This is a genomic window from Acinetobacter uliginosus, from assembly GCF_044130295.1.
Taxonomy (GTDB): domain Bacteria; phylum Pseudomonadota; class Gammaproteobacteria; order Pseudomonadales; family Moraxellaceae; genus Acinetobacter.
The window spans coordinates 1-12,542 of the sequence record NZ_JBIQOC010000101.1 but is presented as its reverse complement, the minus strand read 5'-3'; the positions used below and the strand labels follow the sequence as shown (position 1 = coordinate 12,542).

At 37.1% G+C, this 12,542-nt stretch carries 15 protein-coding genes and 1 pseudogene; 3 read left to right on the top strand and 13 right to left on the bottom strand.

What is annotated here, in order from left to right; genetic code table 11:
• Window positions 1-138 precede the first annotated feature (138 nt).
• The 7 genes and pseudogenes from ACE01T_RS15590 to lysA form a co-directional block, all read right to left on the bottom strand.
• Entirely contained in the window at window positions 139-531 is a 393-nt protein-coding gene (locus tag ACE01T_RS15590) for a hypothetical protein (RefSeq protein ID WP_395519638.1), read from the bottom strand.
• Between the two features lies 1 nt (window position 532).
• A complete protein-coding gene (locus ACE01T_RS15585; protein ID WP_034171699.1) occupies window positions 533-940 on the bottom strand; it encodes a hypothetical protein in 408 nt (135 codons plus the stop codon).
• A 3-nt stretch (window positions 941-943) separates the two neighbouring features.
• Window positions 944-1,609 carry a hypothetical protein gene (locus tag ACE01T_RS15580; RefSeq protein WP_395519637.1) on the bottom strand — a complete coding sequence of 222 codons (666 nt, stop codon included), beginning with the start codon at window positions 1,607-1,609 and terminating at the stop codon, window positions 944-946.
• A 125-nt stretch (window positions 1,610-1,734) separates the two neighbouring features.
• Window positions 1,735-1,956, bottom strand: a complete 222-nt coding sequence (locus tag ACE01T_RS15575) for a hypothetical protein (RefSeq protein WP_395519636.1) — start codon at window positions 1,954-1,956, stop codon at window positions 1,735-1,737.
• A gap of 57 nt (window positions 1,957-2,013) precedes the next feature.
• Entirely contained in the window at window positions 2,014-2,262 is a 249-nt protein-coding gene (locus ACE01T_RS15570) for a hypothetical protein (RefSeq protein ID WP_395519635.1), read from the bottom strand.
• 104 nt (window positions 2,263-2,366) lie between these two features.
• Window positions 2,367-2,432, bottom strand: a pseudogene (locus ACE01T_RS15565) (transcriptional regulator); the annotation flags it as partial.
• 21 nt (window positions 2,433-2,453) lie between these two features.
• Window positions 2,454-3,704, bottom strand: a complete 1,251-nt coding sequence (gene lysA / locus ACE01T_RS15560; protein ID WP_284941104.1) for a diaminopimelate decarboxylase — start codon at window positions 3,702-3,704, stop codon at window positions 2,454-2,456.
• Between the two features lie 100 nt (window positions 3,705-3,804).
• Between lysA and ACE01T_RS15555 the strand changes: the two genes are divergently transcribed.
• A complete protein-coding gene (locus tag ACE01T_RS15555; RefSeq protein ID WP_284941103.1) occupies window positions 3,805-4,719 on the top strand; it encodes a LysR family transcriptional regulator in 915 nt (304 codons plus the stop codon).
• A 166-nt stretch (window positions 4,720-4,885) separates the two neighbouring features.
• Here ACE01T_RS15555 and ACE01T_RS15550 read toward each other — a convergent pair whose 3' ends face one another.
• Window positions 4,886-5,188: a helix-turn-helix domain-containing protein gene (locus tag ACE01T_RS15550; protein WP_180081974.1), complete on the bottom strand. Its 303-nt coding sequence runs from the start codon at window positions 5,186-5,188 to the stop codon at window positions 4,886-4,888.
• Window positions 5,181-5,537 (bottom strand): type II toxin-antitoxin system RelE/ParE family toxin, encoded by a 357-nt coding sequence (locus ACE01T_RS15545; protein ID WP_180081976.1) that lies wholly within the window; start codon window positions 5,535-5,537, stop codon window positions 5,181-5,183. Before ACE01T_RS15545 ends, ACE01T_RS15550 begins: the two co-directional genes overlap by 8 nt.
• 833 nt (window positions 5,538-6,370) lie before the next feature.
• Between ACE01T_RS15545 and ACE01T_RS15540 the strand changes: the two genes are divergently transcribed.
• Window positions 6,371-6,871 (top strand): YqhA family protein, encoded by a 501-nt coding sequence (locus ACE01T_RS15540; protein WP_395519634.1) that lies wholly within the window; start codon window positions 6,371-6,373, stop codon window positions 6,869-6,871.
• Between the two features lie 99 nt (window positions 6,872-6,970).
• Here ACE01T_RS15540 and ACE01T_RS15535 read toward each other — a convergent pair whose 3' ends face one another.
• The 4 genes from ACE01T_RS15535 to ACE01T_RS15520 all read right to left on the bottom strand — a co-directional run bounded on the left by ACE01T_RS15535 (window position 6,971) and on the right by ACE01T_RS15520 (window position 10,691).
• Window positions 6,971-7,168: a hypothetical protein gene (locus tag ACE01T_RS15535; RefSeq protein ID WP_155757270.1), complete on the bottom strand. Its 198-nt coding sequence runs from the start codon at window positions 7,166-7,168 to the stop codon at window positions 6,971-6,973.
• A 186-nt stretch (window positions 7,169-7,354) separates the two neighbouring features.
• Window positions 7,355-7,915 (bottom strand): plasmid replication DNA-binding protein, encoded by a 561-nt coding sequence (locus tag ACE01T_RS15530; protein WP_171540981.1) that lies wholly within the window; start codon window positions 7,913-7,915, stop codon window positions 7,355-7,357.
• 63 nt (window positions 7,916-7,978) lie between these two features.
• Entirely contained in the window at window positions 7,979-8,920 is a 942-nt protein-coding gene (repM, locus tag ACE01T_RS15525; protein WP_395519633.1) for a replication initiation protein RepM, read from the bottom strand.
• Window positions 8,921-9,521: 601 nt separating this feature from the next.
• On the bottom strand, window positions 9,522-10,691 hold the full coding sequence (locus ACE01T_RS15520; RefSeq protein ID WP_395519632.1) for a MobA/MobL family protein: 1,170 nt from the start codon (window positions 10,689-10,691) through the stop codon (window positions 9,522-9,524).
• 305 nt (window positions 10,692-10,996) lie between these two features.
• Between ACE01T_RS15520 and ACE01T_RS15515 the strand changes: the two genes are divergently transcribed.
• Complete coding sequence (locus ACE01T_RS15515) at window positions 10,997-11,755, top strand: hypothetical protein (protein WP_395519631.1); 759 nt, start codon at window positions 10,997-10,999, stop codon at window positions 11,753-11,755.
• The last annotated feature ends 787 nt before the right edge of the window (window positions 11,756-12,542 follow it).

Below are 12,542 nucleotides of genomic sequence, written 5' to 3'. Positions count from 1 at the left end.
ATCAAATTCTTATGTTCTGAGATCTTAGGTCGAGCAATCGATAAACCGGACATTTCTATTTGGGGGTTACAACTGAATTTCGCATAAGAGATTTTATGTTAAATAAAAAAGGTATCTAAGTAGATACCTTTTTTGAAATCACTGTTTATAGAACCATAAGGGTAAGTAAATTGGTTCAACGCCACTATTTGCAAATAGCGTACTTAAAAAACTTCTCATATATGGATAACAGATCGCTGGAACACATTCTTCTAATGTCTGTCTTGCATTTTCTCCCAATACTTCGAAGCGGAAAAACATATCTACAACAGCTAACTCTTTTAGATCTTCAGATTGTTCATCTTCGCTTGGTTCGTATTTGAATGCATAATGTATGAAATAAACGCCATCATCTCCATCGGATGGTTGGATGATTTCATGACTTAATGGAAGGTCTTCTACTTTTTTTATATTTGAAAAAAAATCTATAAGATCTGAATTGAAAATTATAAAACTTCTCATGACCTTATGGTCAAGTAGCTTGATACTCATTTTAACATCTCAAAGGGCTTAGATTTGAAGAAATACTTTTGTAAGAATCTAAATTAAATTCCTTAGGTAAGTTTCTGCTAGATTGCACAGATCCTAACGATTCAATAGTACTCTCAAAGCACTTATCGTCTTCAATATTAAGAACATCAGCAAATTTTATCGCGTTCATATATAGATTAGAGAATGCTGATTTAATCATAGATTGATTAGATCTTCGCATAGTAAGGTGAGCGAATTCTTTAGTCACTAATTCCATATATCGTTCAGTACTACTGACTAACTCTACTTTTGGTGATTTGTTAGTGTTAGCAAAATGTACGTCTTTATGTTGCTCGATGAACATCTCAGCAGTAGTTTTGGTTTTCCATGCTTGTAAGGCTGCTCTTGCAAGCTGTCTTTTGTTGGTCATGTTCTACTCCGAAAAACTATCTACATATTCCCTAGGATATATAGGGACTGAATTAGTGATGCAGTTTTTAACTTCTTCAAAAACACAAATTTGGGGTCTACCCATAGGTCTATATTTATCATGATCACTCTTAGAATTGGGTGTCATTTTTAAATACTTGTGTTTTTTTAAATATTGAAAAACTGGTTCTGCTTCCCATAAATCTGTAATAGTGACAGCTTTAAATGGAAAAACGTCAGGATCAGTTTTTTTGAAAAAGTGTAAAATTGAACTAACAGTTGGTTCTGGAAGCTTTTCTGCACCCGGCTTACCCTTCGATTCATTATATTTCTCTAGGTAAGCTTCAACTAACCAAAAAAAATGATCTTCATCATCAGGGTTTTCAATTAAATCAAGGACATCATCTCGATCTAATACAATTTCATATTGAGTAATGAGATAATCAGACTTTAGATTATATTCTCCCCACCACTCAGCATATCTATCACTATTTAACCAAAAGTAATAACCATCTGTTAACCATTGATAAACTTCATCCCCAATGCTACCAGGCTGTTCTAAAAACTTAGATTCAGCAAAATGAGGTAAATTTTTAGTACCTGCATTTATATTGTTGTAGTCACAACGTGTGGTTTGGAATCCGAAGCAAGTCTTCAATTGAGCAGACACGATATCCCTTTTACATTATGAATAGTAATAAATTTTGCGAAATTATATAGAATTTAACTTAAATTACTATATGAATTATATCTTTGAGAATAAAAGATTTTATTAAAATAAAACGTTAATTGAAATTATGGCTTTAAATCTGAATTTATTAATAGTTTATTTAGCTCTAAATAAGTTCTTAATAGTTCTGCAGATAAACTTGGATTAGTAGGACCTAGATTTGCGATTTGTTGTGCTAAGAACCCAATTTGAGAAGTAAAGAATTGATATTTTATTTGCTCAGGTGTTAGCTGTTGTAATTGAATCTGTCCCAAATTGTCAGCAACGAAAGAATTGTTAGGAATCATGAGGTTATCTCTTTAATTTATTGATTTTAGTAAAGTAGAATATTTTAAATATTGGCATTAGTCTACGTTATTTCTAGATTTTGAACCCTCAAATAGTTTTCTTCTCTCTAAATGATACTTGTCATCCTGTGCTTTTAATTGTAAATCAGTCTTAAGATACTCCTTTTCCAATTCAATTAGTTGATTTATAAAATTTAATTTTTTATCTATAAGAGTAATTTTTTTATCAAACTCTTCTGTTGATTCTATTAGGTTATCAATTAGTTCTAAAAAGTCTAATTCATGTTCTTTACATTCAAAATGCATAATATGAGTCCTTTTGCTGTTTAAATTTTTCTAAAATTAACATAATACACGTTATGCGAAGTCAAAAATGGGAGCTTTAAGCTCCCATTTTTTAAATAATTTTCTTAAATAAGGCTTGGGTGAGCATCTAAAATTCGAATTAATGTAGCTGCTGGTCCAGTTGGATAAGTTGATGATTTTGTCTGGTTACCTTACACCGCCTCCAGCGCGAGCAGCTCAGCCACCGTCTGCCTTCGTCGAATAAGCCGGGGCTCCCCATTTTCCATCAGCACTTCGGCAATCAGCGGGCGAGCGTTGTAGTTCGATGACATGGAGGCACCATACGCACCAGTGTCGTGCAATACCAGCAGATCTCCCACCTGTGCCTGCGGCAAGGATCGGTGTAACACCACGCCACCGTCTCCCTGCGTAAACACATCTCCCGACTCGCACAGAGGTCCGGCAACTACTGTGTCAAACTGCTGGCCATTAACCGCTGTGCCATCAGAGTGGATCAACTCCATACCGTGGTAGGCACCGTATAGAGCTGGGCGAACCAGATCATTGAAACCGGCGTCCACCATCACAAAATAGTTGGCGCCCTGTTGCTTCGTAGCGCGTACTTCAGTGACCAACACACCAGACTCGGCCATTAAATAGCGACCTGGTTCTATTTCTAGTTTAACTGGGTGCTCCAGTAGTTGTTCCACAGCATGGCGCGCTGTATTCCATAATGAAAAGTAGTGCGCTGTATCAATCGTGGGTTCACCAGTCTGATAGGGAACGGATAGCCCGCCACCCGCCGAGATGGCGTGCAGGTCCAAACCCTGCGCATTTACTACTTCTACCAACTTCAGCATGGCACCGCAGACTTCTTGCAAGTGCGTGTAGTCTACGCCTGAGCCGATGTGCATGTGCAGGCCATGCAAGGTCAGGCTGTTTGACTTGATCTTTTCGCAGGCGCGTACTAGGTCGCCATGCCAGATGCCATGCTTGCTATGCTCTCCACCAGTATTTGTTTTCTTCGAATGGCCATGCCCGAAACCTGGATTGATGCGTAACCACACTGGGTGCCCTGGGTTGACCGCACCCAATTGATCCAGCATGTCCATGGAACCACAGTTCACAGGAATATTTAGTTCCACCACGCGCGCAAGCGTAGCGCGGTCCAGCAGATCAGCCGTAAACACAATGTCTGCGTGCCCGTTGTGCAAGCCCGGCGTAAAACCACTAGCCAACGCACGTTCGATTTCACCCAAAGACACTGAGTCCACCACTACGCCCTGTCGCTTCATGAGGCGAAGGATATGTGTATTAGAATTGGCTTTCTGAGCGAAACGCACTACGTCAAACAACTGCAGAGCGGCAATCTGGCGCGTAATGGTGTCGGCATCATAGATCCACAGCGGGGTACTGAATTGCTGGGCCAAAGGAGCGATGGTAGTGGGAGTAAAAGGATTCATAAATAGATGATTTCCCTTGTAGTCAATTCAATCATAGATGATCTCCTTCATAGTCAATTCAATCAATGCTATTCTTATTATTTAGCTATTCAATATTGATATGAATTTAACTCATCGCCAGCTGATGATGTTTCGCGCCATCATGCTGCACGGCAACCTGGGGCGTGCAGCCGACGCGTGTGCGTCAAGCCAGCCTACTTTGAGTCGCGAGCTGGGGCGTTTGGAGCAGTTACTGGGGTTTAACCTTTTCGACCGGGTGCGTGGCCGATTAAGACCTACTGTGCGGGCACTCGCGCTGATGCAGGAAGTAGAACGCTCGTTTATAGGCTTGGAACAGATCGCAGCGCGCGCCAGTGAATTGCGTACGCAAGCGACAGGTCGCTTGCGCATTGCGTGTTTACCGGCATTGGCCCATGCCTTGGTACCGCGCGCACTGGTATATCTCTCACATACACATCCTGAACTAGGAGTCAGCGTACATCCCTTAGAGTCGCCTTGGTTGGAACAAGCCATGAGTGAACAACGTTTTGACCTGGGGTTGAGTGAAACACAAAAGGCACCTGTTGGAGTTACCTTGCAGCCCTTACTGAAAGTTAATGAAGTGGCTGTTTTGCCCCGTGATCACAGCCTGTGCCGCAAGGCACGACTGCAACCACGCGACTTTACAGGCGAGCGCTTCATCAGCCTCGCGGTTGGCGACCCGTATCGAACCGCCATTGATGCGATGTTCGAGGACGCTAAAGTACATCGCGTAACCTTGCTTGAAACCACGAGTTCAGTGGCTGTCTGCGCCATGGTGCGTCAAGGCCTTGGCGTTGCCATCGTGAATCCGTTTACCGCAATGGAACTAAGCGGACCGGACTTAGTAGTACGGTCGCTTACTGTTGCCATTAGTTACCAAGTGAATATGCTTCTTCCAGAAATAGCAGCTCCGCACCCCCTGCAGGGCATTCTCGCAGACACCATCTGCAAAGCCAGCGCCGAGTTGAGCCACCTTGACCAGTGTTTTTATTAGAACTAAAAACTAGAGGATTTGTTACACAGGCTCAATTTAATCAGATGACATATTCTCTCATTTTTATATTCGGAAAATTTCTTTTAATCTAAAGATTTTCTAAAATTAACATAATACACCTTATACGAAATCAAAAATGGGAGCCTATAGCTCCCATTTTTGATTGTTAAACATTGAATCCTATATGTTTTCCTGTCGGAAGCTCTACATCAATACGGAGCTTTCCACCCATTGCCTCAACATACTTTTTCATGGTCGAAATCTTCAAATCATTGCCACGATTTTCTATTGCTGAAAGCGATGGTTGTTTTATTCCTAAAGTTTCAGCAAGCTCTTTTTGAGAGAGCTCTAATTCTTCACGAATAAGATGAAGCTGATTTTCTAGCAGTAATTCATCTGCCATTTTTTGAATACGGGCTTGGCTCTCTGGAGAGCGGCTAGCTAACAATTCTTGTAGAGTCTTAGCCATTAGATTTATCTCCTAGGGTGGTGAGATGAAGTTGGTATTGTTCATCTGCAATATCCAGCATGTCTTTATAAAAACGCTTTTTACCGCCTTTATCAGCAATACATAGAACAATAGCCTGTCGTAAGGGATCAAATGCGAAGAAAGCTCTTAGTGGTCTACCGCGATGTTGAACGCGCAGTTCTTTCATATTGGTAAATTTAGACTCATACACAGTATCTACTAAAGGACGGCCTAAACTCGGTCCCTGCTGCTGTAGAACAACCAGGGCAGCTAAAACTTTCTCTTGTGTCGATTCATCTTGCTGTTCAAGCCATTCATTAAATAGATCTGTCGTAATGACTGTCCACATACCACAACCAAAATATAGATTATAGTCTATATTTTATAGGGGATCATGCTTGTTTTGCAAATGAGAAATGATAGGCAATAAAAAACCCCAGCATCCTGCCGGGGTTTTTTATTGGAACATTCGGTCTCTGTACTCTTACGTATCTTATATAGCGCCATCCTGGTGCTCATTTTTTAATTCTAAGGAACTTCCTGTTCCTGACGAATTAATCATATGAATATTCTAGTATTCCGAATAGCAGCAAAGGACCGAAATTGACGTAAGTAAATGCTTACAAAGATGATTAAAAACTGTCCCAGGTTTATCCGCAGGAAATGGGGATAATTTTAGATCCTGGGACGTTGAGAACATTGGAAAAACCGCAAAATTGACTACTTTTTAAACAAAATTATTGGCAAGAACTATCAAAACCGCTCATAAAAAAGCCGACTTGTTTCCAAGCCGGCTTTTCGACATCATCGAGCACATTATTTATAGCATAAGTTTTTGATTTTTATAAATTTCAATGTATGCATTTCGTATAACCACCATTATGTTAAATACGGATATTAAAAACTTAATTAGATATGAATCTCTAGAGCTATCAATATTTTCTTTTTCCATTCAATTTACTATCTGTGATTTAACTTTTTAAATAATTTTCAACAAATTAATTCAAATTTTAGAAATAAATTATCAATTATATAAAATAGTTAGGTAGTATCAAAGATAGGGACTACGGTTGTAAGTTTTGTATGGCAATTCAACCAATGCTGCTTTTTTCAAGTCAATTGCTTATTCGCAATTTTGATTAAATAATTGGTTGGTTTTTACATTTTAAGGGATGTTATAAAGTGCTCCAAAATTTTTTTGAAAAGAGTAGGTTTTTAGTTATCATAGTTATTATAAATTGTATAATTTCATCTATTTTTTTATATTTATCAACAATATATTTACTTATAGATGCTATAACTTTTATTGTTAAAAATATATACGCAACTAATTTTGAAGTAAAAATAGTTGTTGTTAAATTTTTAAAAATCCTTGATATTTCATTAATTGCTATTACATTTCATTTAATTTCAGCAGGTTTTTATAAATTATTTATTCAACAAGCTATTTTTACCAACAGTTCATTTCTTAAGACACTATCAATTAATAAGTTCCATGATCTAAAAGTTATTATATTACATGTATCTATTATAATTATAGTAATTCTGTTTTTAGAAGATATCGTTGTTTATGGAGGAACTTTAGCCAACTTATATGCTGGTATTTCTTCTAGTTTAGTAATATTAGCAATAATTTTTACTTGTAAGCTATTAGGTAACGATCATCACAAAGACGATGAATAACTTAGATTATAGACATACATTTAAAATTACTCTTTTCATTTATGCATTTAATTGAAGCAAAGATTAGAGATCTTAAGGTATTCAGAAAAAATGTCTAATTTAAACTTCACTGAACTCAAAAATTACAGCTTCAAATAGAAATATTACACTCATTTTTTTAATCAAAAAATCTGCATGCTTGGTTTTTTCTTTATGAAAAAACCAAAAATTTTCTAAAAAATCTCGACCAGGATTCAGAACTTTTCTCACTCCAAATTTTAAATTTTTTTCATACTTACTTTCAAATTTAGCTTTCATTTTCCTAAAATTAACATAATACACCTTATACGAAATGCAATCTTTATTCCTTTAAAAATCAATTTCTTATATACTATTGAAAAGCCCATTTACCCTCAAATGGGCTTTTTTATGGATTCTTCACGTTCCACGCCTACTATTTGATCAATGTTCCACGGTTTTGATTAGTATCAGTGAACAATGAGCTTATCCATTCGGCAAGAAAAAACGGCTCAGGAACCCCCTTTTCTGTGGTTCCGGTTCTATCTGTTCAGGCACTGGAATGCGCTTGTTCTCAGTAGTCAATCCGTCCTCTTTCAGTTTTTCTAGCCGAGGATTCGTTGCTATATCATCTGTAATCGGAGGAGTACTACTTTCAATATTGTGCTTATCAGGTTCAATGGTGACTTTTGGTGGCTTCATTTCAATGAGTGTAAGAAGTGTATCGATGCGCGTATTCGCTTTGGCTTCTCTATCTTCTGCTTTTTCTAGTTGTTTCTTTAAAAAATCGATCTGATTTTTGAGTTCTACAACTGTTTTATCAGTGTATTCGGGTGTATCCGGATTTTGTATTGGAGACGTATCAATACGTTTTGACTGTTTTCCACTAAAAGGCTCACCATAAACACGAAGTAATTCTGAAAAGTCGATAGCACCGTCATGATCACGGCTTAATGTACCGTTTTTTATATCTTTATAAATTGTAGCTCGAGATTTTTTATATAGTGTTGCTGCATCACTAACACTGTATTTTGTACTTGTTTTCATGGTGTATTACTGTGTATTTACGATACGTATTGGAGAATACAATAAGTGTATTCTCCAATACACTCAAGGTTTGAAGCCTAAGTTTCTTAGATTTGGTAAAAATTGCCGTTGCTGCTCTGGCTCTCTGAGCATTTCCTTTATCTTTGCAGCGAGGGCCTCATAGCTTTCGCCCTCTACAGCTAAATTAGAAAGTTCAGGTAGTCGAGATAGTTGATTACCAAACATATTTATTTGGGAATCTGTAAGCTTGTAGAACTTATCGGTATTATCTTGAGATAAATTGCTTTGTTGCTTAGTTTTTCTTTGAGTTATTTCAAATGAAAATCCTGAAATTTTCACTCCTTTTTTATGCCTATTAACTTTAACTTTAATATCTGTAAATTTATTAATTTGCTGAATAGCGATATTTAACACATTCGTATTAAAGTTACTCATTGTCTTGTATTCGGTAACACCTAATCCAAGTTTATTTCTGAAATCGTCTAGTTCGTAGATTGGAGTTTTATTGGTCAAGCGCCATGAAATAATGAGTTCGTATAAGCGGATTGCGTATTTACTCGTTAATTTAGCGATTTGATCTATATCATATGATGTGAACCGTTGTTCTAGTGCTGAAATCAGAGGAATTACATCCTCTGTAAACGCTATCCCGACTGTTGCATTATCTTCATCATACTCAGCTTTCCAACACCATCTAATGTTAATTCTCTTTTTTGAATTAGGAGAAGTTAATTTAATTTCAGAATCATAAATTCCTTTGATACCTTCAGCCAATGCACGATATGCAACACTACGATCTACATTAAATTGTTGGATGTATTCAGAAGCATGTATATAGAAAACATCAGATGGAGACAGTTCTGCTTTCTTTTTTCGTGCAGCAATAATGCACAGAAGTAATAACCTTTGTTCAACAACACCTAAATTATAAGATGCATTGATCAAATCATTTGATTTAACAACTAAATCGCCCATGGGATAACCTTTATTCATAGATTTTTTCATTTTTTTATCCATAGGCACGTTCAATCTAATCATGGATTAGCCCATTTTTTAAGGCGATAGCCTTAAAAACTCTAATATATTTATGGACATAATTTACCCTTATTTGCTTTGAATAGCAATATATAAAACCTATTTAAACTAGGTTTTAATTAAGCCTAGTTTATTGCTGCATAAACCTATTCTAATTGCTGCATAAACCTATTCTAATTGCTGCATAAACCTATTCTAATTGCTGCATAAACCTATTCAAACCAACATGTAAATATTTGATTAATATTATTTAATTTGGAGCTAAAAGTATTTAAAAGTATTAAAAATAATTAAAAACCCATAAATGAAAAATTGCCCTTGGTTTTCGCTACGCTCAAACTCTATTGCATCTCGCTCTGCTCGATGCCGGGGGCAATTTTTTGGTTCATTCAATCTGTAATTTTCAATTTTTGAAAAGCAAAAGCACATAATCCAAAGCCAAGCATCTAATCATTAGTTATCTGGTGTTTTTATGCTGAAAAAAAGCGGTTTTTCAGAGAGTCTAGGCGCGACTTTTCATTGTTCGCTCGTAGACACTCGCTCGGTAAAGTCAGGACACAATCAAATAATTTTAAAAACCTGGGCCACCGTGATCATAATCATCTGATTTTGGCTGTGTTGGTTCAGGTTGAATAGGTTGAGGTGTCCTATTTTGTGTTGGTAATTGATACTCTGGCTGTGAATACACTTCAAACTCAAAACATGGTGTTGAGTTATGTTGTGAATCTTTTAATGTTCGATTCATTTCGTGAAGGTTCCAACCTTCTTGCGTTAATATTGGTTCTTGGATTTTGATAATTTCATTAAAATCGTGTTTCAGTTTTTCCTTATTTTTTGCATTCTTTATTAAATAATTCAGGTAATACATGACTTCTAATGAAGAAAATGGATTGTTTTCAGCACTATAAAAATATTCATGTTGTTGATCTAAGCGTTTTTGGCGTTCTTCTAGTTCTCTTTCTTGCTGGTTGTGCTGTCTGATTTTCTGGATTTCAGCCAGGTATTCCAACGTTTCATTCTGTTTTCCTACACCGAGTTTGGGTTCGGGGATATACATCGTGCCGTGAAGTTCATTGTACTTTTCATAGCTGTCAGCAGAAACTTGGTTTTTGATGCTGATCTCTTGGCCGTCAATCTGGTAGGTCACAGTAGGGCAGTGCTCGGCCAAAGCATCATTGAGGTGGTTTTCCCATTGTTTCCGGATATAGATCAGGAAAGCTGAATAATCATCATGACCATTTTGGAGTTGGATTTTCTTGGCACCGCCTTTTGCCGGATCTTGAGGATTGTAGCGTTTAAAGTACTGTTCTACTGTGCGTTCAATGCCGTCATCGACTTTGAGGGAAAACATGAGGTGGCAATGGGGCTGTTCTTCGCCACTAATGCGTGATTTTACGTTGTGTATGGCGTATGAATGTGGATAGTTGAAGCTAGCTACATGTTTGTCTAAAAACGTCTCTATGAGCGTTTTACGCTGTTCTGGCGTGAATTCATTTGGTAGGGCAATTTCATACTCCATATAGGCCTTGGCATTCGCTCGTTCATAAGTATCTGCTGCATGCCAAAATTCGATTGGATCTTTAACGAAAGAAGGCATACAGCGGCCAGGCTCAACATGTTCCAGCACCTCATTACTGTTTTTGCGAACCTGCTCATACTGCATTAGCCGTGCAATGTAGAGGTAATGCTGAATGGCGTAGCCTTTATTTTTACTTTTGACGCTGAAATGATAGCTGGCCATGCTTACCTCTGTTGGGTTCTAGACCGGTTTTTATGCAGTGAAACGGAATGAAAACCGCCCGGATTTGGAATGCCTGGATGGCTGAAAAATCCGGTTGAAGGGGGTCAAGGGGGAATCGCCCCATTGCGTACTAGTTTCTCCGATCAGGAGAAACTGTCAAGTGCGAATTATTTAAATTAAAAATAAAAATTCTTTTCAAGAAATTTTATTTTTAATTTAAATAATTATTTTCAGACTGACCGATTTAAATATGGTAAAACCATATTTAAATCGGTAACAGTTCTGAAAATTTGGCGGCAGATGATATGACCCAAGAAAAAGCAAAAAAGCGTGGTAGACCAGCTCAACTTTTACAAATAGCAGAGTTACATGCTTTCGTTGAGTTTCTTTTAGAGAAAAGGGATCGTTCTGAACTTCAAAATCAGGTTATTACTGCACTACAAACTGAAGACTTTAATTTTGATATGTTGTCTGAAGCTCAACAGATCTTGGTCAAAGAGGCTTTAAAACCTTATCGTGAACATCTGAAGTTGAAATTGCTGTTTGAAGAGTTGAATAATCTGCCTCTTAAAACTGAATATGAACAAAAAATCGTAGATCTGTACCAGGATGATCAAAAGGGAAATTTAGATCTAGCTGAACGTAATATTCTAAAAACGATGTGTACGCGCTATTACCGTTTCAAGGCTCAACAACTGAAATTGAAGGATCTTGAGCTTTATTTAAGTCAGATCCAAAAAAAGGGTGAAGGTAAAAAACGTAAAGCAGAGAATCAACTTAAATTTGAGCTAGGCGGGGCAGTGTTAGCAGCCTTTAAGAAACTAAATAAAGAAATACCAGAAGATAGGAGTAAGGTAACAAATAGTATTGTAAATAATGCGAACTTTTGGAAAAAAGTTTCTAAAACAAAAATTTATAGTGCCATTTCTACAAAAGAATCTACATATTTTGAGGACATTGAATTATTTATTAAAGTTATAGACGGTTTGGCTTCCTACAGTTACGACGGTCAACAGTTATTTGAATATGAAATATTAAAACAAAAAAAATTAGATAAAAAATAGTTCTATTCATTCGCTCTGAAAAGGTCATCAAATGTTTCAGATGTTCAACTTTAGTTCTTAAATATTTTTATTTATGAGCTAAATATGCTGAAACCCAACCAAACGAAATCTGATTTTTAAAATTTTGCTAGGATTTGCTCAATCTACATATTTTGTGGGTTCTGATGGTGTGGGTGGAAGGATTAAGCGACGCTAGCGCACCACTGATTAAGTTGTTACTAGGGAATATCGACAAAGCAACAACGTGATGAGTAGTTCAGAAAAGCTTTAAGTTGTATGTTGGGGAAACCCTCACAGAGAAAAGTGTCTGTTCGGTTTGAGAACGTGTCGATGCGGTGTGTGAATCGTAATCTCAGCCTATGTAGGAAAGCACAATTACCTACTGCCGTGACGACCGATGCGTGGCTCCGTCAGCCCAAAATTGGTATTCGGTAATACTTTAAGAGCTAGCAATTCTTGCTAGCTCTTAGGGTGAGTATTGCCGAAACTCTCTCAACGTTCACCATCAGCCCGAAGGGGTGATGGTGAACGTTGAGAGAGTTGAGTTCATATAAGTAAGTTAAGTATGAAAGTCACTAAGAATATAGATAATTATTGTTTGGACTATCACGACTCTTATTTGTATAAAGAATGGTTGTTAAAGTTTTTAGCTTGGAACTTTAATTTCGCATAAGAGATGTTATGTAAATTTAGAGTACACCCTAAAGTAACGTCATGGCGACCCCAATCCTGAACCTAAAATCAATGTCTTAGAAGCCGTGGAACATCAATTTTTGTATGTTCAAAG

What these genes read in the sequence shown, in the direction of transcription:
- ACE01T_RS15590 (WP_395519638.1), bottom strand. Translation starts at nt 531, where the DNA reads ATGAGTATCAAGCTACTTGACCATAAGGTCATGAGAAGTTTTATAATT.
- ACE01T_RS15585 (WP_034171699.1), bottom strand. Translation starts at nt 940, where the DNA reads ATGACCAACAAAAGACAGCTTGCAAGAGCAGCCTTACAAGCATGGAAA.
- ACE01T_RS15575 (WP_395519636.1), bottom strand. Translation starts at nt 1,956, where the DNA reads ATGATTCCTAACAATTCTTTCGTTGCTGACAATTTGGGACAGATTCAA.
- ACE01T_RS15570 (WP_395519635.1), bottom strand. Translation starts at nt 2,262, where the DNA reads ATGCATTTTGAATGTAAAGAACATGAATTAGACTTTTTAGAACTAATT.
- lysA (WP_284941104.1), bottom strand. Translation starts at nt 3,704, where the DNA reads ATGAATCCTTTTACTCCCACTACCATCGCTCCTTTGGCCCAGCAATTC.
- ACE01T_RS15555 (WP_284941103.1), top strand. Translation starts at nt 3,805, where the DNA reads ATGAATTTAACTCATCGCCAGCTGATGATGTTTCGCGCCATCATGCTG.
- ACE01T_RS15550 (WP_180081974.1), bottom strand. Translation starts at nt 5,188, where the DNA reads ATGGCTAAGACTCTACAAGAATTGTTAGCTAGCCGCTCTCCAGAGAGC.
- ACE01T_RS15545 (WP_180081976.1), bottom strand. Translation starts at nt 5,537, where the DNA reads ATGTGGACAGTCATTACGACAGATCTATTTAATGAATGGCTTGAACAG.
- ACE01T_RS15535 (WP_155757270.1), bottom strand. Translation starts at nt 7,168, where the DNA reads ATGAAAGCTAAATTTGAAAGTAAGTATGAAAAAAATTTAAAATTTGGA.
- ACE01T_RS15530 (WP_171540981.1), bottom strand. Translation starts at nt 7,915, where the DNA reads ATGAAAACAAGTACAAAATACAGTGTTAGTGATGCAGCAACACTATAT.
- repM (WP_395519633.1), bottom strand. Translation starts at nt 8,920, where the DNA reads ATGAAAAAATCTATGAATAAAGGTTATCCCATGGGCGATTTAGTTGTT.
- ACE01T_RS15520 (WP_395519632.1), bottom strand. Translation starts at nt 10,691, where the DNA reads ATGGCCAGCTATCATTTCAGCGTCAAAAGTAAAAATAAAGGCTACGCC.
- ACE01T_RS15515 (WP_395519631.1), top strand. Translation starts at nt 10,997, where the DNA reads ATGACCCAAGAAAAAGCAAAAAAGCGTGGTAGACCAGCTCAACTTTTA.